The 25,947-nt window shown below is 48.0% G+C and carries 22 protein-coding genes; 17 read left to right on the top strand and 5 right to left on the bottom strand.

The genetic code is table 11. The features are described 5' to 3' along the window. The first annotated feature begins 6 nt into the window (after positions 1-6). From ACO6UY_RS00340 to ACO6UY_RS00330, 3 genes are all read left to right on the top strand, one after another. Positions 7-3,105, top strand: a complete 3,099-nt coding sequence (locus ACO6UY_RS00340) for an efflux RND transporter permease subunit (RefSeq protein ID WP_422444912.1) — start codon at positions 7-9, stop codon at positions 3,103-3,105. A gap of 92 nt (positions 3,106-3,197) precedes the next feature. Then, positions 3,198-3,458, top strand: coding sequence for an AbrB/MazE/SpoVT family DNA-binding domain-containing protein (locus ACO6UY_RS00335; protein WP_269674359.1), 261 nt, complete (start codon positions 3,198-3,200; stop codon positions 3,456-3,458). Beyond that, a complete protein-coding gene (locus ACO6UY_RS00330) occupies positions 3,458-3,787 on the top strand; it encodes a type II toxin-antitoxin system PemK/MazF family toxin (RefSeq protein ID WP_269674358.1) in 330 nt (109 codons plus the stop codon). Before ACO6UY_RS00335 ends, ACO6UY_RS00330 begins: the two co-directional genes overlap by 1 nt. A gap of 45 nt (positions 3,788-3,832) precedes the next feature. On the opposite strand, the gene ACO6UY_RS00325 is transcribed toward ACO6UY_RS00330, so the two are convergent. Further along, entirely contained in the window at positions 3,833-4,630 is a 798-nt protein-coding gene (locus tag ACO6UY_RS00325; RefSeq protein WP_422444909.1) for an MOSC domain-containing protein, read from the bottom strand. A gap of 142 nt (positions 4,631-4,772) precedes the next feature. Here ACO6UY_RS00325 and ACO6UY_RS00320 point away from each other — a divergent pair, with 142 nt between their 5' ends. After that, positions 4,773-5,603, top strand: coding sequence for a TatD family hydrolase (locus tag ACO6UY_RS00320; protein WP_422488776.1), 831 nt, complete (start codon positions 4,773-4,775; stop codon positions 5,601-5,603). On the opposite strand, the gene ACO6UY_RS00315 is transcribed toward ACO6UY_RS00320, so the two are convergent. Further along, the gene (locus tag ACO6UY_RS00315) at positions 5,560-6,444 is read right to left on the bottom strand and encodes a cation diffusion facilitator family transporter (protein ID WP_422465383.1); all 885 of its coding nucleotides are present in this window, start codon (positions 6,442-6,444) and stop codon (positions 5,560-5,562) included. The genes ACO6UY_RS00320 and ACO6UY_RS00315 overlap by 44 nt on opposite strands. 125 nt (positions 6,445-6,569) lie before the next feature. After that, the gene (locus ACO6UY_RS00310) at positions 6,570-6,818 is read right to left on the bottom strand and encodes a glutaredoxin family protein (RefSeq protein WP_101748540.1); all 249 of its coding nucleotides are present in this window, start codon (positions 6,816-6,818) and stop codon (positions 6,570-6,572) included. Positions 6,819-6,955: 137 nt separating this feature from the next. Between ACO6UY_RS00310 and ACO6UY_RS00305 the strand changes: the two genes are divergently transcribed. The 7 genes from ACO6UY_RS00305 (at position 6,956) to ACO6UY_RS00275 (ending at position 16,656) form a co-directional block, all read left to right on the top strand. Then, positions 6,956-8,923, top strand: a complete 1,968-nt coding sequence (locus ACO6UY_RS00305; protein WP_422488775.1) for a cation:proton antiporter — start codon at positions 6,956-6,958, stop codon at positions 8,921-8,923. A 122-nt stretch (positions 8,924-9,045) separates the two neighbouring features. After that, positions 9,046-10,635, top strand: coding sequence for a hypothetical protein (locus ACO6UY_RS00300; protein WP_422465379.1), 1,590 nt, complete (start codon positions 9,046-9,048; stop codon positions 10,633-10,635). A gap of 431 nt (positions 10,636-11,066) precedes the next feature. Then, positions 11,067-12,632 (top strand): hypothetical protein, encoded by a 1,566-nt coding sequence (locus ACO6UY_RS00295; RefSeq protein ID WP_422488773.1) that lies wholly within the window; start codon positions 11,067-11,069, stop codon positions 12,630-12,632. A 38-nt stretch (positions 12,633-12,670) separates the two neighbouring features. Further along, the gene (locus ACO6UY_RS00290) at positions 12,671-12,910 is read left to right on the top strand and encodes a DUF2970 domain-containing protein (RefSeq protein WP_422444896.1); all 240 of its coding nucleotides are present in this window, start codon (positions 12,671-12,673) and stop codon (positions 12,908-12,910) included. Between the two features lie 318 nt (positions 12,911-13,228). Further along, complete coding sequence (locus ACO6UY_RS00285) at positions 13,229-14,884, top strand: nitrite/sulfite reductase (RefSeq protein WP_422488771.1); 1,656 nt, start codon at positions 13,229-13,231, stop codon at positions 14,882-14,884. Then, positions 14,868-15,368, top strand: coding sequence for a DUF934 domain-containing protein (locus tag ACO6UY_RS00280; RefSeq protein WP_422444892.1), 501 nt, complete (start codon positions 14,868-14,870; stop codon positions 15,366-15,368). Before ACO6UY_RS00285 ends, ACO6UY_RS00280 begins: the two co-directional genes overlap by 17 nt. 115 nt (positions 15,369-15,483) lie before the next feature. Then, complete coding sequence (locus ACO6UY_RS00275; protein WP_422446123.1) at positions 15,484-16,656, top strand: cation:proton antiporter; 1,173 nt, start codon at positions 15,484-15,486, stop codon at positions 16,654-16,656. Between the two features lie 21 nt (positions 16,657-16,677). Here ACO6UY_RS00275 and ACO6UY_RS00270 read toward each other — a convergent pair whose 3' ends face one another. Together ACO6UY_RS00270 and sohB are read right to left on the bottom strand one after the other, a co-directional pair. Further along, entirely contained in the window at positions 16,678-17,931 is a 1,254-nt protein-coding gene (locus tag ACO6UY_RS00270; protein ID WP_422488770.1) for a hypothetical protein, read from the bottom strand. A 117-nt stretch (positions 17,932-18,048) separates the two neighbouring features. Then, positions 18,049-19,098 carry a protease SohB gene (gene sohB / locus ACO6UY_RS00265; protein WP_101745810.1) on the bottom strand — a complete coding sequence of 350 codons (1,050 nt, stop codon included), beginning with the start codon at positions 19,096-19,098 and terminating at the stop codon, positions 18,049-18,051. Positions 19,099-19,322: 224 nt separating this feature from the next. Between sohB and ACO6UY_RS00260 the strand changes: the two genes are divergently transcribed. The 6 genes from ACO6UY_RS00260 (at position 19,323) to ACO6UY_RS00235 (ending at position 25,935) form a co-directional block, all read left to right on the top strand. Further along, positions 19,323-19,637 (top strand): SCP2 sterol-binding domain-containing protein, encoded by a 315-nt coding sequence (locus tag ACO6UY_RS00260; protein ID WP_422444886.1) that lies wholly within the window; start codon positions 19,323-19,325, stop codon positions 19,635-19,637. A 252-nt stretch (positions 19,638-19,889) separates the two neighbouring features. Then, on the top strand, positions 19,890-20,414 hold the full coding sequence (locus tag ACO6UY_RS00255; RefSeq protein WP_422444884.1) for a GspH/FimT family pseudopilin: 525 nt from the start codon (positions 19,890-19,892) through the stop codon (positions 20,412-20,414). Then, complete coding sequence (pilV, locus tag ACO6UY_RS00250) at positions 20,401-20,952, top strand: type IV pilus modification protein PilV (RefSeq protein ID WP_422444882.1); 552 nt, start codon at positions 20,401-20,403, stop codon at positions 20,950-20,952. The genes ACO6UY_RS00255 and pilV overlap by 14 nt, the downstream gene beginning before the upstream one ends. A 27-nt stretch (positions 20,953-20,979) precedes the next feature. Next, complete coding sequence (locus ACO6UY_RS00245; RefSeq protein WP_422444880.1) at positions 20,980-21,912, top strand: PilW family protein; 933 nt, start codon at positions 20,980-20,982, stop codon at positions 21,910-21,912. A 6-nt stretch (positions 21,913-21,918) separates the two neighbouring features. After that, a complete protein-coding gene (locus ACO6UY_RS00240) occupies positions 21,919-22,476 on the top strand; it encodes a hypothetical protein (protein ID WP_422459193.1) in 558 nt (185 codons plus the stop codon). A 45-nt stretch (positions 22,477-22,521) separates the two neighbouring features. Further along, a complete protein-coding gene (locus ACO6UY_RS00235; protein WP_422488768.1) occupies positions 22,522-25,935 on the top strand; it encodes a pilus assembly protein in 3,414 nt (1,137 codons plus the stop codon). Positions 25,936-25,947: the final 12 nt, after the last annotated feature.

The raw sequence follows: 25,947 nt of genomic DNA, 5'->3' as shown, positions 1-25,947 counted from the left end.
TGGCCAATGCAAAGTCTGATTGCTGCATCACTCATGCGGACCCGTACGGTCATGATGCTGCTGGCGTTAATCCTGATGACCGGGCTGGCCAGCTATCTTACGATTCCCAGGGAGTCGAACCCTGATATCACGATTCCAGTCATTTATATCTCCGTATCACACGAAGGCATCTCGCCGGAAGATGCCGAACGGCTGCTGGTACTTCCCCTGGAGAATGAACTCAGGGCGATAGAAGGTGTAAAGGAACTCAAAGCCACTGCATCCCAGTCCCATGCCTCCATTACCCTGGAGTTTATCGCCGGACTGGATACGGATGAGGTCCTTGCAGACGTCAGGGATAAGGTTAACCTTGCCAAAAGTAAGCTGCCACAGGATACCGATGAGCCCATTATCAACCAGATTTCCTTTGCCAGTATGCAACCGGTGATTACGGCGGTACTGTCTGGCAATTTGCCCGAGCGCGCACTGGTGAGAATCGCCCGGGAACTTAAGGATGTGCTGGAATCCAGAAAGCAGATTCTGGAGGTGGATATCGCTGGTGATCGGGAGGAAGTGGTTGACGTTATTATTGATCCACTCAAGCTGGAAAGTTACGGGCTGGTGCCTGCGGATGTGATCAATCTGGTCTCCCGGAACAACCAGCTGGTTGCTGCCGGCAACCTGGACAATGGTAAGGGACGGTTCTCGGTCAAGGTCCCTGCTGTCTACAAAACCGTGGCTGATATCCTCTCCCAACCCGTCAAGGCGGACGGTGATCGGGTAATTACTTTTGGTGATATTGCCAGCGTTCTCAGTACCTTCAAGGACGGTGGCGGTTACGCCAGAATGAACGGCAACAACAGTATCGCCCTGGAAATCAAAAAGCGCCCCGGGGAAAACATTATTGAAACTGTGATGCTGGCCAAAGCCATTATTGCTGAAGGCCAGAAACTGGCACCGAAAACCCTGAAGGTTGACTATGTGGGTGATCAGTCAGTGGATGTGGTGGATATGGTCAACGACCTGCAGAACAGCGTTCTGGCGGCCATCACTCTGGTGGTAACGGTGATTGTCGGGGCGCTGGGCCTGCGCAGCGCCGTGTTGGCAGCCATCGCCATTCCCGGCTCTTTTCTGACCGGTATTCTGATCATCGCCATGATGGGCTTAACCATTAATATGGTGGTTCTGATCTCGCTGATGATCGCCGTTGGCATGCTGGTTGATGGTGCCATTGTGGTCACTGAATATGCTGACCGGAAAATGAGTGAAGGGGTTGCCCGCAGGCAGGCCTATCAGGAAGCCTCGTTACGCATGGCATGGCCAATCATCGCGTCCACAGCCACTACACTTGCGGCCTTTTTCCCGCTGATGTTCTGGCCGGGCATTATGGGTGAGATGATGAAGTACCTGCCATTAACCCTGATTGCTACCCTCTCCGCATCTCTGGTGATGGCGCTGATTTTTATCCCTACCATCGGTTCCCTGATTGGTAAGCCCAGAAAACTCAGTGAGCTGGAAAAAAGGTCCATCGCCGAAGCGGAAACGGGGGATTTAAACAATGTTCCAGGTTGGGCCGGTGTGTATATACGCACGTTGTCCAAAGCAATCCAGCACCCTTTAAAAATATTGTTCTCTGGCATGGCGATGGTGGTGGCTATTTACTTTGCCTTTATCAGTTTTGGCAAAGGCATTGAGTTCTTTCCTGATGTTGACACCAATAACATCATGATCAAGGTGCGCGTGAACTCCAGCAACCTGTCCATAGATGAAAAGGATGAGATTCTGCGACGGGTAGAAGCGATCCTGTTGCAACAGCCAGAATTAAAAACGCTGTATGCCCGAACCGGTGATAACCAGGAAGTGGGGACCATCCGCCTGAATATGGTGGACTGGAAATATCGCCGCAAAGCAGCCCTGGTGGCAGAAGAGATTAATGAGAAACTTGCCCATTTCGCCGGTCTCGACATCACCGTTGAACGAAGAAAAGATGGCCCTCCCCAGGGTAAACCCCTGGAATTGGTGGTCAGTGCCAAAGACCTTGATGTCCTCCACGAGACCGTGGGCAAAGTCAGAACGATTCTGACCGGCATTGATGGCTTTACCAATCTGGAAGACGACGGCCCTACTTCCGGCTATGAATGGCGCATCGATGTAGACCGTGCCGGAGCTGCCCGCTATGGTGCCGATGTCAGCAGTGCCGGTGGTCTGGTACGGATGGTGACCTCGGGTTTAACGGTGGGCGGTTACCGTCCGGATGACAGCAGTGATGAAGTGGATATTCGTATTCGTTTTCCTGAGTCAGACCGCCACCTGGAGAGCATTGATCAGCTCCGGCTGATGACCCCGGCGGGCCTGGTCCCCATCAACAACTTCACGACCCGGGAGATTGCCCCCAAGGTTGACAGTATCAAGCATCTGGATGGTAAACGAACCGTCAAGGTCAGTGCCAACCTGGCCGAAGACATTCTGCTCAATGACCTGCTGCCCGAGTTGCAGGCGCAGCTTGATGCATTGGAGGTGCCACAGGAAGTCAGCTTTACCATCAAAGGACAGAATGAAGATCAGCAGGAAAGCGGTCAGTTCCTGATCAAGGCATTTGCGGTTGCCCTGTTTGTGATGGCCATGATTCTGGTGACTCAGTTCAACAGCTTCTACCAGGCATTCCTGATTATGTCAGCGGTGGTACTGTCTACCGGAGGTGTGTTGTTTGGCTTGCTTCTGGCTGGAAAACCCTTTGGCATTGTGATGTGCGGTATTGGGGTTATTTCCCTGGCGGGTATCGTGGTCAACAATAATATTGTGCTGATTGATACCTACAATGTGTTACGCAAACAGGGTATGAAGGCTGAAGAAGCGATTCTTCGCACCGGTGCCCAGCGTCTGCGACCGGTGATGTTGACCACTGTCACTACTATTTTGGGTCTGATGCCAATGGTGCTCTCCACCAATATTGATCTGTTCAACCATCGACTTGAGATTGGCGGCCCAACTGCCCAGTGGTGGCATCAGCTATCAACGTCCATTGCCGGGGGATTGGCCTTTGCCACTCTGCTGACACTGATTCTGACGCCCTGCCTTCTGGTGATCGCAGGTCGTAGGCAAGATAGAAGGATGGCACAGAAATGATCTTCAAGAAGGAGCGAAAGGTATATACATTTGTTGACACTTTTCTGACTACTATCTAGTATCTACATAGATAGATACTAAAAAGGTTTTACATGGAAACTGAAATCAAGCGATGGGGTAATAGCGCGGCTGTGCGATTACCCGCTAAGGTTCTCGCCAAAGCTGGCCTTGAGGTAAATAGCAGTATCAAGATTGAAGCACTTGATGGTGAGATCGTTATCAAACCTGCCAGCTCCCATAAAGAGTACACAATGGACGAACTGCTATCAGCCAGTCCTGCCAGTGCCTTCATTCTGGATGAAGAAGACCGGGAATGGCTCAATGATGCACCAAAGGGAGAGGAGCTTCTGTAATGGCGTATATTCCCGAGCGTGGCGATGTGATCTGGGTTGACTTTGATCCAACGCGAGGCGTGGAAATACAGAAGACTCGGCCTGCACTGGTTTTATCTCCAAAAGCATTTAACCAGAAGACAAAGCTGGTTCTGGTAGCACCTGTCACCTCCACTGCCCGTGGTCATGCCTTTGAAGTTTCAATAGCGGGCAATCAGGTTTCCGGGGTTGTAGTGTGCCAGCAGGTCCGGACGGTAGATTACCAGGCAAGACACATAAAAAAGGTGGAAAGGGCTTCAAAATCGGTCGTTGATGAGGCTTTGGCAAAGGTCAGGGCTATTGTGGCCTGACGAAAAAAGACATCAGGCAATAGCATCTGCTATTACCTGAATAACTCAATATTCCAGAATCGTAACCTTATCGCCTATCCGGATAATACCTTCCTGGTCCGGAATAAGGTTCTGGCCAAAGATAACCCCCATTTCCGTTCGACGATATTGCGCCAGCGTAAATAGTGGTTCCCTCCCCTCTTTCTGTCCGGTTTCAGGGTTGACGGTGGTCATCACACACCGTGAACAGGGTTTGGCTACCCGAAATGTGATCTCTCCTACCCTGATCACTGACCAGGTGTCTTCTTCATAGGGTTGTTGACCACTGATAACAATATTGGGCCGGAAGCGAGACATCGGCACTGCATCAGTCAGGCGTTGATTCAAATCAGCCAGAGATGCTTCATTGGTGAGCAGGAAAGGAAAACCATCGGCAAAACTGGTGTGATCCTCTGGTCGGGAGTATCTGGCATCGGTTGGTCTGATTGATCGTTCCGGCTGATAAAACAGCCTGCATTTTATAGCCAGGAAATCGCTGAACCACCGGGCAGCAGCATCCCCGGCATCCAGTGCCTGACAATCGTCTTTCCAAACCGTTACTGTGGAAGAGCAAGCGCCCTCCTCCGGTATCGCTACATAGAGGTTCTCGACCGCTGGCCGGGTAATCAGTAATCCCCCATCAACAATGGATGTGACCACGGTTGCCAGCTCTGGATATTGCCGTTGAGTGATAAACTTGCCATGTTCATCCGTCAGCAGCCAGCGGCGATCATGCTCAAAACCTCTTCGAGTGACATGGGCGCTTTCCAGGGGTATTCCCCTGGTTGATTTGATTGGGTAGATCGCCAGCCCGGTGACTTGCATCCGCCATTGCTCCTGTAAATTTTTTAGACTGAAAATATTAGCGCCTAAGGATACGGCTATTGCCTGTTGATGAGAACCTTGTTTATAAGAAGAATCAACAGCAAAATATCCGGCAAACATACGGGTTATAACGGGATTCTCAATGACACAGCAGCTGGTGGATATAGGCGTTAACCTCAGTGATAAGGCTTTTGACCAGGATCGTGATGGAGTTGTCAGCCGTGCTGTTGAGCACGGTGTTACTACCATGATCCTCACCGGTACTTCTTTGACAGAGTCACAGAAGGTACTGGGGCTGGCCAGAAAATATTCAGAACACTGCTTTTGTACCGCCGGTATCCATCCGCATGGAGCCAAAGATGCCAATACCCAGACCTTTAAAGAGCTGAAAGCCTTATACAGTGAACCAGTGGTGGTGGCCGTTGGCGAAACCGGTTTGGATTTTAACCGTGACTTTTCCCCACGGCCTGTCCAGGAGAAAGTATTTAAGCGTCAGTTAGAGCTGGCTATTGAGTCTGGCCTGCCACTGTTTTGCCATGAGCGGGATGCTTCAGAGCGCTTTGCGGATATCATCAGAAACTACCGGGATCAGGTCAGCAAGCTGGTTGTACACTGCTTCACAGCCGATAAGAAAGCCCTGTATCGATATTTGGACCTGGACTGCCATATTGGCATTACCGGTTGGATCTGTGATGAACGACGGGGAACCCATCTTCACCCGCTGATGAAGGATATTCCTGTAAACCGATTGATGGTGGAAACTGATTCACCATGGTTGCTGCCAAGAACATTGGCGAAAAAGCCGAAAAACCGGAGAAATGAACCGGCCTTTCTCTTTGAGGTTGTGCAAATGATTGCCACGCACACCGGGCAATCCCCGGAAGAGGCTGCCCGGAAAACCAGGGCAACATCACTGGAATTCTTTAATCTCACGGCTCCTCATCATGACCTTCAGGGTCAAGATGGACAATAACATCCGCTTCGGGCAGGTATTCAAGCACTGCTCGCTTGGCCTGAACGCCGAGATCGTGGGCATAGATCAGCGGCGTATGTGGTTCAAGATCCAGATGCATCTGAATAAACGGGGTTGAGCCGGACATCCGGGTTTTGACGTCATGAATACCCAGAACACCGTCAACCGAGAGGGCCCGTTTCTCAATTTCCTGAAGTTCTTCCTCAGGCAGAGCCTTGTCCATCAACTGCTCGATGGATTCCCAGGCAAGACTCCTGACACTGAACAACATATAACCGCCAATCAGCAGGGCAAGAACATTATCTACCTGGTGATAGCCATAGCTGGTGCCAATCAGCGCAGCCAGCACCGCAATATTGGTCAGAAGATCGACCTGATAATGCAGTGAGTCCGATTTTATAGCCGCTGAGTTGGTTTTTCGGATGACATAGCGCTGTATGGATAACAGGATCAGTGTGGCAATGATGGAGAAGACCATCACCATAATACCGGCGCTTTCATTTTCCAGCATCACGTCCTCACCGGTTATCCGGTCAAGCGTGTTAAGCACCAGAACAATGGCCGAACCACCAATAAAGGCTGACTGAGCCAGAACGGCAAGCTGCTCAGCCTTGCCATGGCCAAAGTGATGGTCTTCATCCGCTGGCGCAATGGCAATCCTGACGGCAAATAATGTGATCAGGGAGGCCAGAATGTCCATGGTGGAATCCAGCAAGGTAGCCAGCAGGCTCATGGAGCCGGTCATAAACCAGGCAATAAGTTTGGCAATGATCAGCAGGCTTGCCGTTGCCACTGAGGCATAGGTTGCCAGTTTGAGGAGGCGGTTTTTGTCGTCAGACACGTTCTTTCCAGTGTTACTGTCATTAAGCCCGGACGATGCCATCCTGGCACGCGATTCTCGTCTTTGAGCCAGAGCGTAGTTAATCATGCGATCCCTGCCAATTAACAACCGTCGATATTGCTATCCTATCCTGAAACGGGGGTTATCAGCCACTGATTCAACGCCTCAAGGGTAAATGGCCAGCCAAGTTCCCTGCCCTCTGCTGACGCGATGACCGGAATCCGGACACCATAACGATCAACCAGACGATCATCCTCACTGATCTCGACAGCTACCCATCGGCAAACCTGCTGCTTTTGCAGAAAATTGAGCATTTGTTCAGCTTGTTCACACAGGTGACATCCGGACGTGGTATATAAAGTCAGTTGAATCATAAACTATTCCCTAAAAAGGGTGTCTATCATAGCGATAATATAACCGTAGAGTTAGTAAAGATTACGTAGATATAACTACAATATGATGTTTTTGCTTATACTCTCTCTGGGCATTAATAAATTCAGCTGGCGATCCCATGGACTTTACATTTTTCAATCAACTCATGCTTATTCTGGCTCTGTCAGCCGTCACTATTGCCTTTTTCAAGCGATTTCAACTGCCGGAAAGCCTGGGTTATTTATTTGTCGGCATCATTCTTGGGCCAACAACTTCCGGACTGATACAGCCGGACTTTGATATTGCCCTGCTGGCCGAGATCGGGGTGGTTTTCCTGCTGTTTACCTTAGGCCTGGAATTCTCCATGAAAACCATTATGGCCATGAAAAAAGAGGTATTTGGCCTGGGTGGGTTGCAGGTACTCCTGACAGGCGTCGGCATTTTTGGCGTTCTGATCGCTTTTGATTTTGCCGTACTCACATCCTTTGTCTGTGCATCGGCACTGGCGCTCTCCTCCACCGCGATTGTCTCCAAGGAACTCACCCAGAGTAACGAAATACGTTCCCGCCAGGGGCAGCTGGCCATCGGTGTCCTGCTATTTCAGGATATTGCCGCCGTTGTCTTTCTGATTATGATTCCTGCCCTGATCGGTGGAGGCAGTGACTCCATCGCTTCCTCCCTCGGATTTGCCTTTGCCGAAGGGGTTGTGTTTGTGGTGATCATGCTGGCCATTGGCAAATGGGTTCTACCCCTTATTTTTCACGAAGTTGCCAAGGCCAGGTCTGAAGAACTGTTTGTTCTTATGGCATTGGTTATTGCCCTGATGGCCGCCTGGCTCTCTCACGCAATGGATTTATCCATGGCGCTGGGCGGTTTTGTGGCAGGCATGATGATGGGTGAGAGCCACTACAAACACCAGGTTGAAGCTGATATCAAACCCTTTCGGGATGTGCTCCTCGGGCTGTTTTTCGTATCCGTTGGCTTAATGCTGGATATGGATGTGCTGGTCACTTTCTGGAAAGAGATTCTACTGGGTACGGTAGCATTGATCGTCTTTAAGTTTCTGGTGATCTACACCCTGACCAGAACCTTTGCCGAGAGCAAAAATATCTCCCTCAGAACCAGCCTGTCACTGGCACAGGGTGGCGAGTTCTGTTTCGCCCTGGTTGCCCTGGCATCGCAATATGGTGAGAGTGGCGGCAACCTGACTTCCGTTGTACTCGCGATTACCATCTTATCGATGATCATTGCGCCGCTTCTGATCAGAAACAGCAATGCCATCGTTAAACTGGTCAAGTTCGATAAATCCGAACAGAGTATTCATCGGATAAAAGAAGAGGAAGTCCGCAAGCAAACTGCCCATATACACCACCATACCCTGATCTGTGGTTATGGCCGTGTCGGGCAAACCATTGCCCGCTTTTTGACCCAGGAAAACAAAGCATACGTTGCCATTGATGATGACCCTATTCATGTACATGAAGCGGGTCTTGCCGGTGATCCGGTCTTCTTTGGGGACTGCAGGAAGTTAGAGCTGCTGATGGCGGTTGGACTGGAGCGGGCAAGTCAGGTGGTTATCTGTATCGACCGCCCCGAAAATGCGCTTAAAATCCTACAGGCTGTTCGACAGCAATCGCCCGAGGTTCCCGTTCTTGTTCGCACGCGGGATGACAGTCAGTCAGACGCATTGAAAAAGGCCGGGGCAACGGTGGTTATTCCAGAGGTGCTCGAGTCCAGCCTGGTCATTGTCAAGCATGCCCTATTGATGCTGGGCATGAACCCTATCCGTGTTCGTCAAAGAGTCCATGAAGCCAGAACCAAAGGGTATGAAATCCTCAACGGCTTTTATCCGGGCATTAGTGATTACCTGCTGGAGAATGATACGAAAACCTATCGCCACGCCGTTGCCCTGGGCAAAAAATGTGCGGCAGATCAGAAAACCATTGAGTCTCTTGATTTTAAAGGTACAGACGTTTCAATTGTCGAGGTCCGTCGAGATAATATGGTGCTGCAACCACAAGTCGGAATGATTTTAAATGCCGGTGATATTGTGGTTTTGACTGGAAGCAATAGCGATATTTCTCACATTGAGAAACTTTTTCACTAATTTATTGCCTAACAATAAGCAAACAACAATTATAATCGTCGGATTATTTCAGGCTCCTGGCCTGAAATAGTTAACCTTAGATTGAAATGGCAATGGAGTGCCTCCCATTCAGGATGGTAGGTATGCCAAGAATAATTGTGTCCAATGACCGTTTCCAGACTCTTCGATTTGCCGGGTTAATATCCTTGATTTTCTTATTGTGTAACGCCTCACTGGCTTATGCATCCCATCAAAATGAAGTTTACCTGTTATCACCAGACAGTCATTCTGATTTAGAAATAGTAGCTTCAGAACAGCAGGAAATCACGATTGCCATCGATACCAAAGGTCTTAAGAAAGATCTTCAGGGTAACATTCCTGTACAAATTATTTTGGAAAATGAGAGCCTGTTATTTGAAAATGGTGAGCAGCAGATATTATGGCATGATCAAATCAGCGCACTGAAAAAAGAAAGTAACAAAAGAGTTAATACAGATGAGCTGATTTATTTAACACTCACGCCAGGCCAAAGTCATGTTGACAAGATTATAAAAATAAGAATAAGAAAAGAGAAAGATCTTTCCAGGTTGTCAGCCCTTGCTGCATTTTTCCCTCAAATGATTCCTGTTATCTTCATGGATGAAGTTACATTCGGTCCAAAGCCCGTTATTTTCTACGAAGCACTCATGAGATGGAATTATAAGCTATTGGGAGGTGATCTTGTTAAATCGATTCGAAATCTTGTTCTGAGCCAAACGTTTGGTAACCAAAAATCCCTGGCAACGCAATGTTCAGCAGATTTTATTGAAGGGTTCCTGCTTTTTGAAGCTGCCAATTATGGAGAGACTTCGGCATCGTCCAGAACCAAAAGCCAAACCATCCGGGCATATGTTATGAGCGCCCCCTTCAAGAGGCTGATGGACTGTATCTCAAACACAGTGGCATCAGCACTGTTTGACATCCAGAAAAATCACATCGGTGACGAGTGGCAATATTTGCAAGGACAGAACAAAGAGTCGATCAATGGCCTGGCAAAAATAATGGTCGGCTATAGTTTTAATACCTTTGCTTTTGAGGCGGGAGACTTCTTTAAGTTACTAAAGCAAACCATTGGTTTTTCTAATGCAATTGAGGATCTTGCGTTACAGAATGAACTGGACCGGTCAATTGTTAAAGCCACTCAGCTTACTCTTCAGGCAGGGTACGAAGATTTCTTTAAGGGCCAACTCAAATCTCATAGTTTTAATGAGAGCTACGCTCTGCCAATGGCCTCGGGTGCAGGGGTTATTGAAATCCTGTTGAGGCTGTATGCCCAACAGGGCATGGCAGGGCGGGACCAGACCCATCAGGTTCATTCATTGACCAAGCGGGCCGAAGCAATAGGAGTATCCATCAATAAAGCCCTGGCACTACCGGAATTATCTGAACTTCAACTACTGACACTTGGTGTCGCAATACCTGCTGTCATTTATGGTGCATTTAAATTAACTACTGGATCTGATGTTTCATCTCCGTTGTTTAAACTATTTGATGCCACTTATGAAGGAATGGTACTTGGTGCTGCCACGCATTTATTGTCACCTGTTCTTCAGAGATATGGTATTTGGGCAGCAAACACTGTACAAAAGCCAATTCTTCAATTTATGGAGGCAGAGCCTGGAAGCTGGTCAGAATATTTTCTGGCAGATACGATTCGTTACCGTATAGATGTGGTTACTGAAAGTCAGCAGTAAAAAAAACTGATTTTGATAATAGATATAAATCTTTATTAATCCATTTATGGGAATGCAAAGGGAATAAAAACAAATTTTGTATCTCAATTAATTATGATTAAAAAATATTAGATTCGTTTAAAATATTTGAAAATTCGTCTCTACAACAGAGATAACAACTTTAAACAATATTATTCCAGATTTTTCTGTGGCAAAGGAGAGCCTGTCTACTTAGGTGGTAAATAATGGCTTTTCTATTATCCTTCAAATCCAGAAAAAAACCTGAAACATTTAAATCAGATACGACTGTTTATTATCCCCTGCCCCTGCTGTCACTCATATCTGAGTTATTTAACAGTAAAATCTTTCTGATATTTTTTGTCTTCTCAGTTTTCCCTGTTAATTCTTTTGCTGTTAATATTTCGAAGCTATCTCCCGGCAATAACAACTCTGTGGAGATTACAGTCAAAGACAACACACCACTTCAACTGGAAATTGATACCGAGATATTAAAAGAACAAATTTACGGTAAAATACCCATACGACTTCAATCAGAACATGATCAGGCTTTTTTCAGTTCAGGAAACGCAGAGTCAAATAAAATGTATTGGCATGACAAGGAAGCTTCTGTTGTTGATAATGGGAAAATCCAGCGTGCAAATAATGATCGGTTTATTAATCTAACACTGAATACCACGGATGAAATGGTGGGTAAAAAAGTAAAAATCATACTTGAGAAAGAGGAGAACCTGTCCAGGGTAGCAGCTGTGGGTGCTTTTGTTCCTCAGGTGGTCCCCATTATTGCCATGAACATGGTAACCTGGCAGCCACACTCATTCTGGCAAAATCTTTTACGCTGGAATTATTTACTTCTGGGTATTGATGTTATTCATTCAATCCGGAATCTTGTCCAGAATCAGGTGTTTACGGATACTGACTCTCTCTTTGCCCAGTGCGCTGCGGATTTTGTTGAAGGCTTTACCGCATATTCATTACTGGCGAATCATGGCGAAAAGGTGCTCGGCGACCCGGACAGACCAGTAGCGGCGGCAGTAAACACCGGAAAAATTGAAAAAAACGTAATAGAGACGAGTAGGACAGAAACTTTCAGACTATTCATGAGGACAACACCCACCAATCGAATGCTTAACTGCATGTCTTCCGTTGTTGGCAGTTCACTGAAGACACTACATAACGAAGGTCGTTTGCATCAGGTCTTTGGGAAATGGCCCATGCTCCATAGCCTGAATGATGAAACAATTGACGGTATCGCCATGCTGATGGTCGGGTATGGCCTGAATATGATTGGCAACGTTCCCGGAGGTGCGCTGTCTTTAATTCGAAGAGACCTGGGCTTCGAACATTTGCCTGAGCTTGCCGGTGATTTTAACAACTCGATAAAGACCAGTATTCAACACACCATTCACAATGGCTATATGACGTACTTTAAAGGCAGGGGGTGGGATGCAACGTCAGCTTATGCTCTTGCCTCAGGAGCCGGGTTGCTGGAAATCGGGTATCGTTTTTACCAGTTAAATGAAATGATACCGGCAGGCCAGGATGAACGCCTGAGCCTTTCAGGTTCAGACGACACAAGCCTGATCACCAACCTGCAGCATCAGATAACCTCTATTGGTGAGCGGGCGGAGGCGATAACTTCATCAGGATATCAACTGATCCCTCTGCCCGAAAACATCAGAGGCTATGTAGTTCCTGTAGCAGCAGCAACCATTCTCCCGATAGCAACCTATTACGCCATGAATGGGGTATTGAATTATTACACTACCGGTGGTTTGAATATTGCCTTGCAAAGAGCAGTGACATCCGCAACCAATGGCCTGGTTCTCGGTGCAATGGCTTATGTGTTACTGCCCTATGTCAAGGATCTGGGGGCCAGAGGTACCCAAATGCTGGCTGATCAACTGGTATCATGGACAGATGCTGATAACGATAGCTGGATCGGCTACTTTGCAGCCAGAGATACCCATTACCGGATCAGGGTTATCGTCCTCAATTAGTCTTACCTGTTTGCCAACTGAATTAACAAGATCATAATATGTTCATGTTAACAGTTGATAAAGAGAGTTGGCTGATGTCAGAAAGAAAAGGGACAGGCATTAAATCAGTGGTGTTGAGTGCGCTGTCTGCTGCATTCGGTGTTCAGAAAAGGGCGAATCTGGAAAGGGATTTCCAGCAGGGAAAGCCAGCGCACTACATCATCGCTGGTATCGCCGGAACCGTACTGTTTGTTTTGATACTTTTATTTGTGGTGTATGTCGTCACTCAAAACACTTAAGCTTTTACTGAGAACTGACCCAGTATACCGCCGTCGCAACAACCAGCATTATCAATGCAACAGCCGCAATGGCATCAATTGTACTGTCTTTCATTATTTATCTCCTTGATACTGTCAAAATGGCACATATTGTCTCAACTCATTTAAATTAGCGAAACCCTGACCAACCATCAACTTATTGCACCCCTTTGATTTATTACTTTTTAGCCTACTTTTATTAATAAATAATAGTTTTACTTATAAGTAAAAATCAGTATTCTTCCTCTGTCCCAGGTTTCTGACCTGTTCCCTGGATGTGGCTAATCAGACGAACAATTCATGTATAAATACGATGATTACGACCAGCAGATAGTCGATGAGAGAGTCCTGCAGTTCAGGGACCAGACTCGTCGTTTTCTCGCTGGTGAGTTGCCAGAAGATGAATTCCTGCCTCTTCGTCTTCAGAATGGGCTTTATGTACAGCGCTTTGCCCCCATGCTGCGCATTGCGATTCCCTATGGCATGGTGAGCAGTACACAGATGCGTAAACTGGCCTACATTGCCAGACGTTACGATAAAGGGTATGTCCACTTTACCACCCGGCAGAACCTTCAGTTGAACTGGCCAAGGCTGGAAGAAGTACCGGAAATTCTGGAAGAACTGGCCTCTGTCGAAATGCATGCTATTCAGACCAGCGGCAACTGTATCCGCAATACCACAACAGACCAGTTTGCTGGTGTAGCGCACGATGAGATTATTGATCCCCGCCCCTGGTGTGAAATTATCCGGCAATGGTCCACTTTCCATCCGGAGTTCGCTTATCTTCCCAGAAAATTCAAGATAGCGGTTTGTGGCAGTGAACAGGATCGGGCAGCAACACAGGTGCATGATATCGGCATTCATGCTTTCTTAAATGAAAATAATGATGTTCGATTTAAAATCCTGGCTGGTGGTGGTCTTGGGAGAACACCCATGGTGGGCTCCGTTATCAAACCATCCCTTGAGCCAGAGCACCTCCTGAGTTATCTGGATGCAGTACTGAGAGTTTATAACCGTTATGGACGGCGGGATAACAAGTACAAGGCCCGAATCAAAATTCTGGTGAAGGCGCTGACACCTGAGGTTTTTGCCAAGAAGGTTGAAAGCGAGTGGTCTCACCTGAAAGAAACAGACGCCAGGCTTCCCCAACAGGAGATGGATCGGGTTCAATCTTTTTTTACTGAGCCTGACTACGAAAAGCTGACCAATATCGACTTCACTGATCTGGCTTTATCCGCCGAACCGGATTTTCAACTGTGGCTCAGACGAAATGTCCATCCCCATAAAAAGCCGGGGTATAGTGCTGTCACCCTGACTCTGAAGGCAACGGCTGATGCTCCGGGAGATGCCAGTGCCGAGCAACTGGAAGCTATCTCAGACCTTGCTGACCAGTTCAGTTTTGGTGAGCTCAGAGTGAGCCACGAGCAGAATCTGATTTTTGCTGATGTTCCCCAAAGCCGACTTCACGAGCTCTGGTTGACACTGAAACCACTGAACCTGGCAACACCTAACCAGGGTCTGCTTACCGATATGATCTGCTGCCCGGGAGGCGACTTCTGTGCACTGGCTAATGCCCGCTCCATTCCGTTGGCAGAAAGCATTCAGCGACGGTTTGATGATATGGATTTCCTCCATGATATTGGCGAGCTGGATCTGAACATTTCCGGTTGTATGAACGCCTGTGGTCATCACCATGTCGGTCATATCGGCATTCTCGGTGTTGATCGTAAAGGTGAAGAGTATTACCAGGTTCAGGTCGGTGGTGCATCCGGGCATGACGCTTCTCTGGGAAAGATCCTCGGACCCTCCTTTAAAATGGATGAAGTGCCGGACATCATCGATAAGATCCTGAAGACCTACGTCGAACTCCGCACTCCGGAAGAGCGTTTTATCGATACCTGTCGACGGGTTGGTGTGCAGCCATTCAAGGAGAAGGTTTATGCCAAAGCTGCTTAAGGATCAGCAAATCAGAAATGATGACTTTCAGATTCTGCAGCAGGATCCGGAAGAGCCCGTATTACCTGATGGCAATGTGCTCTTCCATGTGTCGTCAATTGATCAGGCTGTGAAAGCCAATGGCCTGCATAAAGGTCAGGTTGGCATCTGGTTTGACAGTGACGACGAACCTGAAACGGTGGCCAATGCCCTGAACCAGTTTGAAGTCATCGCCGTTAACTTTCCCAGGTTTATGGATGGTCGTGGCTACTCTCTGGCCCGTTTGCTTCGGGAACGCTTTCATTACCGAGGGGACATTAGAGCCATAGGCGACATTCTTGTGGATCAGCTCTATTACCTCAAGCGCTGTGGATTCAGTAGTTTCAGATTAAGGGAAGATCAGAATCCGGATTACGCCCTGGCCGCTCTGACCACATTTAGTACGGACTATCAAACCGCTGCCGATAAATTACCCCCTGTGTATCGGTTGAGGCATCAGCTCTAACCACAGTTTGGAATCTCTTTCTTATTTGGAAGAGATTTTCCCCTTCTTCTGCACGAAAACCAAACTGTTGGTTATACTGTCCTTTCCATAAATAATCCAAGAATGAGCCTGAATGATGGAAAGCGGTTCCCTGCTCTTCTCTTTTTTTCTGATTTTCACCGGGGCAGCGATTCTCGCCACCGGAGCCTTGTTCACACGTCAGCCCCTGCTGGTAGCCTATATAGCCCTCGGTGCCATACTCGGTCCGTTTGGACTGGAAGTGGTTAATGACACCAATCTGCTCAATGATATTGCCCATGTTGGCATCATCTTTTTGCTGTTCCTTCTCGGGCTGGACATGCAACCAAGTCACCTTGCCCATCTGCTCAGGAAAACGGCTACCGTTGGCCTACTGAGCTCATTTCTCTTTGCCCTGACGGGCTATGGACTCGGGTTGACATTTGGTCTTCCCCAGAACGAGGCGATCATCATTGGAGCAACCATGATGTTTTCCAGCACAATCATCGGCATTAAACTTTTGCCAACCACCGTGCTGCATCACAGACATACCGGTGAGATCATGGTCAGCCTGCTGCTTCTGCAGGATTTGATGGCCATTATTGCGCTCCTGCTGCTTTATAACCTGAATCCGTCGCATAGTGCCAACTACAACGAACTCATCATGGCCTTTATTGCCCTGCCAGCCTTGATCTTCACCGCTATTATGCTGGTTAAATACCTGCTGCTGCCATTGATGGTCCGCTTTGACCGTTTTCATGAATATCTGTTTTTGATGGCCCTGGGCTGGTGTCTTGGCTTTGCGGAGTTAGCTCATAGCCTGAACCTCTCCTATGAAATTGGTGCCTTTATTGCCGGTATCAGTATTGCCACCAGTCCAATCGCCCAATATATAGCCATCAATCTTAAACCGTTACGAGATTTTTTCCTGGTGCTGTTCTTCTTTTCTATCGGAGCCAGCTTCAATCTTGACTTGATTGGCCAGGTACTTTTCCCGGCAACGGTGATGACTGGGGCTGTTATCCTGATCAAGCCGGTGGTTTTTGGTTTTCTGCTGCGCAAGGTCAGTGAGAATCGGTCCACAGCCTGGGAAGTCGGCTTTCGATTAGGTCAGACCAGTGAGTTTTCAATACTGATAGCGGCTTTTGCCAGCGGACAGAATCTGATTGGTGAGATTTCAGCGCATATTATCCAGGCAACAGCGATACTCTCACTGCTGGTATCTTCCTACATCGTCGTATTCCGCTTTGAATCCCCTATTGCCCTGTCAGAACGCTTGAGAAGGGATTAACACGGATATGGAGCAGAATAATTAATTCCGCGCCATCTGCCGTCCCATAAAGTGTGGGCCATCAATCACCAGGAGAATTTTTCTGCGGGGAACCAGGCTACTGTCATAAGCATCAAGCCAATCAATGGATCGACCATGTTTATCGACAGCAAGAGTCACATTGTTATTAATATCTATGACAATGACTGGCATTTTGGCAACCTGTGCCAGAAAAAAAGTATCTATATGGTCTGAAAAACATCCCGGAGCGGCTATTTCGTCAAGTCCATTAGTTATGGAGGTATTGCCAGCGTCATAACCAACATCACCTTGTAATCTCGCATAGGCTCGTGCCTCGATGGGTGAAAAATTGCTGTTGCCATCTGGATAGCGCTGCTGCCATTCTCTTGCAAAACGGGCAACCTGTTGTCGAAGATCTGTTGCATCTCTGGCTATTTCCGGGCACTGGTGGGCTGCTGAATCGTACAGGCAATTACCGTCTCGACTACTTCGATAAATAGTTTCCCCATGCTGCCTCAACAAAGCATCCACATTTGTTTCCTGCATCTGTATACATTCCTCTGGCCCCACTATTTTATAAGCTGGTGGCGGCTCAAAAGGGTCTTCTACAACGAATTCCGGTAGTGGCGTGTAGGCCGGGGGAGGCTCGGCAGGAAGGGGATTTGATGTTACTGGAGGCACATGCGCGGCCGCAGTCCCTGCTGAAGCAGGAGGCTCAGCAAAGGCGGAGTATGGAGGTGGTGCCGATGGCACATAAGAAGCATAATTTGCAAACCTTGGCGGGTCTACATAAGGAGCAGTGGATGGGGTCGCTGCCGATGGTGGAACATACGAAGCAGTGGATGGCGTCGGTGGCGATGGAGGAGCATAGGAAGCAGTGGATGGCGGCGGTGACGATGGTGGAATATATGAAGCAGTGGATGGAGATGGCTGAATGGGAGCTTCAGGACTAACTGTATCCGCTGAGATAGGCTCTGGCGACTGTATATCAGGTGGTGTCGTTGTGCTGTTTCCACCCCTATGGTGGTAAAAATACCCAATGACACACACCCCAAGTACTGCAGTTACAGCACCAGCGGCAATAATCGCAGCCAGGGGGCTGGCAAACAAAGAAACAGCCAGGCCCGCAAGCCCTCCTAAAGCTAAAACGGCCACCCCGGCAACTGCCCGAACGGTTCTGGACTGCGTCCAATGCTTAGTCTCACCGACATTATTGTCATTATGCGACTGATTATGATGGTAACCAGTCGCTACTGATGCTTCAACAGGGTTCATTATTATTGTCCATTTGAATAACTGATAGAACATTTGACTGCTATTTAGATCTATAGTTCAAATTTAATCAGCTCAGATAAGAACAAAAATGATGAATACCTGAAGAACCGGGTGCTGCTAAGAAAAGAAGCGACTGGTGTTAAACCGTCCCCACCACTTCATTAAGGTGTTATCCAGGGCTGACTCAGCCGCCATCCCCAGTTTGTCGGCAACGCCTTTTTTCATTACATACTCAACCTGTACCAGAACAACCTCATCGACCCTCCGGTAGATATACTCATCACTGGTGCTGATCTCATCAATAAGGTTGAGCGTCAGGGCTTTCTGACCATACCAGATTTCACCGGTTGAAACCTGATCAATATCAACAACTTCCCGCTCGGTCTTGACAAAATCCTTGAATAGCAGATGTGTATCTTCCATATCCTGGATAAATTTCTGCCGTCCTTTTTCGGTATTTTGCCCAAGAACGGTCAAAGTGCGCTTGAACTCACCGGCAGTGTGTAACTCAATATCCACATCATGCTTTTTCAAAAGACGGTGAACATTGGGCAACTGTGCCATTACGCCAATAGAGCCCAGTACCGCAAAAGGTGCTGCAACAATATGATTGGCAACACAGGCCATCATATAGCCACCACTGGCAGCCACTTTATCGACGGTGACCGTCAACTTAATTCCTTTATCGCGGATTCGCTTCAGCTGGGATGCAGCCAAACCATAGGAATGAACCAGACCGCCACCACTTTCCAGCCGGATCACCACTTCGTCCCGCTCTTTATCTGCGAGAGAAAGAACTGCCGTAATCTCTTCCCTCAGCGATTTGACCGCTGAGGCTTTAATATCGCCATGAAAATCCAGTATGAAAACTCTTGGTTTACCCTCTTCCTCACACTCTTTATTTTTTTTGGCTTTTTTCTCCAGCTTCGCCTTTTCCTTCTGCTCTTTGGCTTCTTTTTTCAGCTCAGCCTTATCCAGCAAGGCATGTTTCAAATCCGCCTGAAGGTGCTCGTAGTGTTCATTAAGACGAGTAATCTCAAGATGTCCCTTGTGCATTTTTCTGGCTTTCTGACCTATTGCTGTCACCAGAGCCACTAAAATCACCACACCACCAATCAGGGTAAACGTTTTGGCCAAAAACAAAATAAAGTCTGCCAGATACTCCAAAGGGACCTCCTTAGAAAGGCTTGTGAGTTCCAATATCAAAATGGCCTATATGATAACTGATTTATCATTGGCGGGGACTATAAAAAAGTGATGGGTGCCGGAAATTTTTACCGCCAGAGATTCATACAAGCGTTTGAATTTCGTTGACACATTCGGCTAATACTCATACCATTCGCTTTGTCTAACCAGAAATGCTTAATGTTAAGAAGAAGGATAAAGAAAATATGAGCACTCCTGCCGAAATCATTGAGTCCATGAAAAGCCGCTTTAATACCGATGCAGCTGCGGGCGTCGATGAGATTTTCCAGTTTGATATTGAAGATGCTGATGCCTACCATCTGATCATTAAAGATGGGTCTCTGGATATTGTTGCTGGCACCCATGACGACCCAAGCGTAACACTGATTATGGACAGTGAAACCATGTCCGGTGTGATGTCAGGAGAAATTGATGGCATGCAGGCGTTTATGATGGGTAAGTTGCGTGCTGAAGGAAACATGATGCTGGCTACCAAGCTTGGTGCCTATTTTCCTAACTAATAGACGACTGTCTGTTAACTGTTTGTGAAAAAAAGTTGTCTCCTGATAGATCATCACAAAAAGCCAGCCCTGGATAATTTCACGGTTGGCTTTTTTATTGTCGAAACCCTCTCATATCGGGAAATTAATTGCCATTTATCCAAAAATAGCTACCGTTTATCTCGAATGACGTGAGAAATCAGGTGAGAAAAGATATACAATCACTGACTTTTAATAATAACAATAACGCCATCAGCACCATCGATGAAAAAAATGGATGAAAAGATAAGAGAGTTCATACCTGAAAATTCTGCTGGCTTTACTTTGGTAGAATTGATCATCACCCTGACCGTTCTAAGTATTCTGTCGTCTATTGCCTATCCCTCCCTTACCGAGAGTATTGCCAATAATCGGGTCCGCAGTCATGCTGAAGAGATACAGAGTATCCTGGCATTTGCCCGCTCAGAAGCGATCACCCGTGGTACTGATGTTATTATCTCACCGGATAATGGCTGGGCTGGAAATAATGGCACGGTAACCGCCAATGGTGTCAACATAATGCAACTCCCTCCCCTTTCCGGTACCGCGATCAATTCGACTGCCGCACAGTTCAGTTTTGATGCACGGGGGCTTTTCACCGGTGCCAATGTTGTTATCAATGATGCCAAAGCTTCTCATACTGCAACATTGAGTATTGATGGTGGTGGCGCTACATCACTATTGATAACTGGAAAGGTTCAGGAACAGCTTGAGACAGATACCGGCAATGCCCAGGAAACAAGTGATGAACAGAAATAACGGCTTTACCATGATTGAAGTGCTGGTGGCCATGATCATCATATCAGTGGGATTGTTAGGCATTGCCGGTCTCGTGGTTGAGTCACGAAAGAATATTGTTGAAGTACAACAACGATCCATTGCCTTACAACTGGCTGAGGATCTGTTAGCCCGTATTAATGCCAATAATTCCGGGCTGGCCAGCTACAACGGCGATATTGCTGCCGCACCAGCCCTGCCAGCAACCCTGTGCGACGGGGCGAATTCTAACTGTACACCCGCGCAAACAGCCGCCTTTGACCTCTGGCAGTGGGGAGCGGCTCTCTTTGGTAATGAGGTGCAGACTGCTGCAGACACAGGAGCAGGTGGTCTCATTTCACCACGGGCATGCATCAACATCAATAATACCGATGTGACCCTGACGATTGTCTGGCGGGGAAAATTTACCCGCCCCGATACCAGGGCAGCGGTTACCTGCGGAGACGCAGATGCAGGCTATCGCTCCACAGTGGATAATGATCTTCGTCGGGTCATGGTGATACAAACCACCATCGGTTAGGTGCAGTACATGGATGTGAGGAAAGTCATGATAAAAAACCCGCGGGCCATTGCCAGTGATAAAAGACAACAGGGGTTTACCCTGGTTGAACTGATGGTCGCTGTCACCCTTTCGCTATTTCTGCTGGCTGGTGTGGCCGTTCTCTATCTCAACACCTTTACCGCCCAGCGTGACAGCAGTGCCATGATTACTCTCAATGATAATGCCCGCACAGCACTGGCCATCATCTCCCGCGACCTTCGCTCTGCAGGGTATATCAATGGCTTGCCGCCAGAGAGCATCAATCAAAATGGCCTGGCGGTTAGCGATGATTGCACTGGCATTGCTGCAGCCCTGACCCCTTCCCCCGCATTTATGGCCGGACGGGCCAGTAACGATATTTTCGGCTGCGCTGCCGGGCAGCCCGGAGACTATACCGCCAATGATGGCCTCCCTTCTGACTGGCTGCTGTTCCGGGGAGCAATTGGCGAAGTGGTTACCAATCCAGTGGCAGACACCAACTACCTGGTCGCCAATACTCAGGAAGGCCACCTTTTCCGTTCTGCCAATGCCCCGTTAATTTCCGCTGACCAGGAGATTCGGGAATATCAGTTCAGCCTGTTTTATCTTCGGGATAATCAGCTGAGGCTGACCCGTCTTGTCAATGACGCCCTGGTTGAAACCACACTGGCCAACAATATCGAAGCCATGCGCGTATTTCTGGGCATTGATGATAATGGCGATGGTCAGGTAAACCGCTATCAGGGAACACCGGCCAACACTAATAACTGGACAGAGCAACAATGGAATGACGTACAAAGCATCAAACTTTACCTGCTGGCCACTACCGATCAAATCAATGCCTTTGAAGATTTTCGCACCTACCAGATGGGCGACATTACTGTTCAGCCCAATGGCGATAACCGCAATCGTCGTTTAGCCAGTACCACCATCTTTCTCTATAACCAGACCTATCGGTGACCGGGGATGACACAGTTCAAAGCAAAACAGGGCGGTATGATTCTGATGGTTTCCCTGTTGTTTCTGATGATGCTGACCACTATTGCTGTCACACTGGTAAACCAGTCCAGCCGGTCACCGCGCATGATCGCCAATGCGGAAATAAAGCTGATTACGTTCAACCAGGCACAGGCAACGCTCAACCAGATTGCTGTTATGGGCATGGACAGTTTTGACCGGGGCATCTGTGGGGCGGACCAGGCTCCCTATAACCCATACGACCCTGACGATACCATGGACGAGCCAGAGAAATTGGCACATACCTGTGGTGCCAACAATACAGCGCCCAGCCCAAGCATTCACTATCAGGCTTCCAGCCAGACGTTACCCCGCAGCGAGAATGCCAGTGGCGTTGGTAAGTACAGCGTTGAGTTTTACCAGATTCAAACGAACAGTGCACAGTCAGGCATAGCCACCTCCCTGGCCATGAACACCTATAAAGTAATGTTGGGTGAACAGGGTGGTTCAGCAACCGGGGATTGGAATGTCAATGTCGGCAATATAGTGGCAACGGCAAGCCCATAGAAACAGCCAGGGGCCGTACCAGAAAGTTCTGGTTTCAACATAAACATGAATAACAAATTTGGTCGTATAATGTGGCATAGAGTGATTTTACAAGGCATTAAATCTGCGGCACTTGTCGCTGTACTTTTGCAGTATCAACTTGCTGCCCATGCTGACGATACGGAACTGTTTACTGGTGCCAATATTAACAATAATGCCAGGCCCCAGGTGATGATCTTGTTAGATACATCCGGGAGTATGGACTATGATGCCCCTTCTATCCCCAAACGCCCCTATAACCCATCAATTATTTATGGTGGTAGCCGAAATCCCAGTAGCCGCTACACCATTTACTGGAATTACGAGTTATTAGTTGATGGCAGCCCATGTACTCCAGTTTATTTTTTCGGAACATCCGGAACAGTTGTTGGCGCAACCTGCCCTGGCAATTACCTTAACTGGTATAATCAGACTGAATTCCAACCTCCCGGAACCCGGATTAACCTGGCAGTTAATGCAATTACCGATCTTATCAATAATAACCCCGGAGTAGACTTCGGCCTTGCTGCTTTTCTGAATGGCCGTGATCGGGGCAGAGGGGGCTATATCAGACGCCGAATAAGTCCGGATAGCAGCAATATTCTGAATGACCTGAATTATATTGATCCAGAAGGCGGAACACCTCTTTGTGGTGCCTACTACGAAGTCCTTAACTTTTTTATGGGGCGGGAATTATATCGAGGACAACTGACCGGCAGCCGGGACACCAGTGTAGAACAAATCCCTGGAAGCCGATACAAAACCACCAGTGAATATGGCGATATTCCAGTGGTTAAACCCTGTCAAAACCTGTACATCATATACGTAACCGATGGAGAGCCGAGTGCTGAGTTTGCGGTAAATAGCAGAGTCAAATCTGATAATCGGTTGCTGATCGATGGCCTGACACCCATTACCAGCTGTGATAATTATGCTGATAACAGTGGTGGGTTAAGTGAAAATTGTCTGCCAAAGCTTGCCGAATATCTGGCAAAGCCAGGACCAGGTGGACTTGATGGTAATATTGCTACCGGAAATCAAAAAGCATTTACCTACACCATTGGTTTTGCGACAGATCAGCCTCTGTTACGCGAGACCGCAGATAAAGGAAACGGAGTCTGCTATACAACCGTTGGCAGCAATATAGACGCTGACACCGGGTGTGTGGTCGTAAACGATATCGCTTCAGCATTCCAGGGTGCCCTGGGAGAAATTCTCCAGCAAACCAGCACCTTCGTTTCTCCTGCAGTTGCCGTAAATACATTCAAGCGAACTGAGTCGCTGGACAATGCTTACTATGCCATGTTCCTCCCAACCGACTCCGCTCGATGGAAAGGCAATCTGAAAAAATTGAAAATCTATAAGGATGACTCAAGTCCTGCCTGTACAGATTTGGATGATCACGTGCCAGGTACCGTGATTGATCGGCGATGTGATGTGGCACTGGATGATGGCAGCAATCGGATTGCCGATGGCCGTAGCACGTATTGGGGAACTGTTGATGATGGTAGTGATGTGGCCAGTGGGGGATTAGGGGCAACCCTTCTAAACTCAAGGGGGACGTTTTATACCAATTTGGTTAATGCTCAAAATCAGGAGTCAATTGGCTCACTGGATAATATTGATACGAGCCGTTTTAATCTTGACGGTAATGAGAGCTTCACCGCTACAGATCTGATTAACTGGGTCAAAGGACTGGACAGCAGTGGCAATACGCTGGACTGGGTTCTGGGTGATATTCTTCATTCAAGACCAGTAACTCTGAATTATGGCGATACTGATGGCAGCGGCACTGAGTACAGTGAAAATAATCCCGATATACGACTGGCTTTTGGCACCAACTATGGCGTCCTGCATTTTATTGAGGATCAGGGGAATAACGTGGTTGAGAACTGGTCATTCTTTGCCGGAGAAACCGCCGGTAACGCAGCAAAGCTCTATGAAAACCGTGATGATGCAGGCCACCCCTACGGGCTTGATGGCCAGATAAGCGTGATCCGCCTTGACTATAACAAAGACGGCAATATCAAACATACCGATGGTGATCGCATGATCCTCTATTTCGGCATGCGCCGGGGTGGCAGCAGTTACTATGCCATTGACGTTTCCAATCCGGATGGCACTCCTACCCTGCTTTGGCGGATTGACCATACCATGCCCGGATTTACCGAGCTTGGCCAAAGCTGGTCAACACCGGTACCTGTTATTTTGCCGGGCCATCGGGAGTTGGTGACGACCACCGAAGGCAAGGTAACGACCAGCTCAATCAACTATAAATATGCTCTTGCCTTTGGTGCCGGTTATGACTCAACCAATGATGATGATCGCCAGGGTGAAGATTTTATCGACGCAGCGGGTGACTCTCATAAAGTCAGGAAATATTCACAAAATGGCCGGGGCCTGTTCTTCGTTGACGCTTCGTCAGGGTCATTAATCCAATCGTTTACTGCCCCTGACGCCATTGATACAGCAAACCCGATACAGTACGAAAGCAGTGATCTGAAATGGAGTGTGGTGGCATCCCCCGCACCCATGGACAGTAATGGTGACGGCCTTACAGACCGGGTCTACTTTGCAGATACCGGTGGCAATGTTTTCAGAATTGATATCGGTAAGGCTTATCCTGATGCCAATGCTCCCGATGTTGAAACTGCCCTGTGGTCCATGATCAAGCTGGCAGAGCTTGGGGCAGATGAGACAGATATACGCCCATCTCCGGATAGTATCGACGATCGTCGTTTTATGTACCAACCGGAGCTGGTGAGAACCACTTACCGGGGACGTGCATATGATGCGGTAGTACTGGGCAGTGGTAACCGGGCCAACCCCATGGCCACTTCAAATACTGACCGTTACTACGTTATCCGTGATACCAATATTTTCTATAACCGCTTTGGCAGTTGTAATGACTGCACAACACCACCCAACGTTATTTCCCATAGCAGTCTGTACGATGCCAGCCGTAACCTTATCCAGCAGGGTACTGATCAGCAAACCGCTAATGGCTTGTCGCTACTGGATAGCAGTAACGGCTGGTATATCAACCTTTCCGCTTCGGGGGAAAAGACAACCACCACCGGCGATGTTTACAGCGGTCAGTTGCTCTACAGCACCTACGCTCCCTCCTCTGCCCCGGGGGCCAACATCTGCACACCCAGTATCGGTTCCAGCCGCTTTTATGTGGTGGACCTTCACACTGCTTCGGCGATTCGGGACGTAGACAATGATAATGATAAAGAGATACATGACCGGTTTTCCTTATTTTCCGTTGTAGGGATGCCCGGTGATGCCACTATTGTCTCCCTCGGTAAAGACAATGGCTCCCTCGATAAAGACAGAGTCCCCCTCGGTAAAGACAGGAACCTGATCGATTTGAATACCGGATACAGCGGTGCTGTCAATGAAGTCGGTATGCATCGCAGTGGCTGGATAGAACAATAGCAATACATCAGG

It is taken from the genome of Endozoicomonas sp. ALE010, assembly GCF_049310165.1.
Taxonomy (GTDB): domain Bacteria; phylum Pseudomonadota; class Gammaproteobacteria; order Pseudomonadales; family Endozoicomonadaceae; genus Endozoicomonas.
This window is presented reverse-complemented; position numbering and strand designations above follow the sequence as displayed.

What these genes read in the sequence shown, in the direction of transcription:
- ACO6UY_RS00340 (WP_422444912.1), top strand. Translation starts at nt 7, where the DNA reads ATGCAAAGTCTGATTGCTGCATCACTCATGCGGACCCGTACGGTCATG.
- ACO6UY_RS00335 (WP_269674359.1), top strand. Translation starts at nt 3,198, where the DNA reads ATGGAAACTGAAATCAAGCGATGGGGTAATAGCGCGGCTGTGCGATTA.
- ACO6UY_RS00330 (WP_269674358.1), top strand. Translation starts at nt 3,458, where the DNA reads ATGGCGTATATTCCCGAGCGTGGCGATGTGATCTGGGTTGACTTTGAT.
- ACO6UY_RS00325 (WP_422444909.1), bottom strand. Translation starts at nt 4,630, where the DNA reads ATGCAAGTCACCGGGCTGGCGATCTACCCAATCAAATCAACCAGGGGA.
- ACO6UY_RS00320 (WP_422488776.1), top strand. Translation starts at nt 4,773, where the DNA reads ATGACACAGCAGCTGGTGGATATAGGCGTTAACCTCAGTGATAAGGCT.
- ACO6UY_RS00310 (WP_101748540.1), bottom strand. Translation starts at nt 6,818, where the DNA reads ATGATTCAACTGACTTTATATACCACGTCCGGATGTCACCTGTGTGAA.
- ACO6UY_RS00305 (WP_422488775.1), top strand. Translation starts at nt 6,956, where the DNA reads ATGGACTTTACATTTTTCAATCAACTCATGCTTATTCTGGCTCTGTCA.
- ACO6UY_RS00300 (WP_422465379.1), top strand. Translation starts at nt 9,046, where the DNA reads ATGCCAAGAATAATTGTGTCCAATGACCGTTTCCAGACTCTTCGATTT.
- ACO6UY_RS00290 (WP_422444896.1), top strand. Translation starts at nt 12,671, where the DNA reads ATGTTCATGTTAACAGTTGATAAAGAGAGTTGGCTGATGTCAGAAAGA.
- ACO6UY_RS00285 (WP_422488771.1), top strand. Translation starts at nt 13,229, where the DNA reads ATGTATAAATACGATGATTACGACCAGCAGATAGTCGATGAGAGAGTC.
- ACO6UY_RS00280 (WP_422444892.1), top strand. Translation starts at nt 14,868, where the DNA reads ATGCCAAAGCTGCTTAAGGATCAGCAAATCAGAAATGATGACTTTCAG.
- ACO6UY_RS00275 (WP_422446123.1), top strand. Translation starts at nt 15,484, where the DNA reads ATGGAAAGCGGTTCCCTGCTCTTCTCTTTTTTTCTGATTTTCACCGGG.
- ACO6UY_RS00270 (WP_422488770.1), bottom strand. Translation starts at nt 17,931, where the DNA reads ATGAACCCTGTTGAAGCATCAGTAGCGACTGGTTACCATCATAATCAG.
- ACO6UY_RS00260 (WP_422444886.1), top strand. Translation starts at nt 19,323, where the DNA reads ATGAGCACTCCTGCCGAAATCATTGAGTCCATGAAAAGCCGCTTTAAT.
- ACO6UY_RS00255 (WP_422444884.1), top strand. Translation starts at nt 19,890, where the DNA reads ATGGATGAAAAGATAAGAGAGTTCATACCTGAAAATTCTGCTGGCTTT.
- pilV (WP_422444882.1), top strand. Translation starts at nt 20,401, where the DNA reads ATGAACAGAAATAACGGCTTTACCATGATTGAAGTGCTGGTGGCCATG.
- ACO6UY_RS00245 (WP_422444880.1), top strand. Translation starts at nt 20,980, where the DNA reads ATGATAAAAAACCCGCGGGCCATTGCCAGTGATAAAAGACAACAGGGG.
- ACO6UY_RS00240 (WP_422459193.1), top strand. Translation starts at nt 21,919, where the DNA reads ATGACACAGTTCAAAGCAAAACAGGGCGGTATGATTCTGATGGTTTCC.
- ACO6UY_RS00235 (WP_422488768.1), top strand. Translation starts at nt 22,522, where the DNA reads ATGAATAACAAATTTGGTCGTATAATGTGGCATAGAGTGATTTTACAA.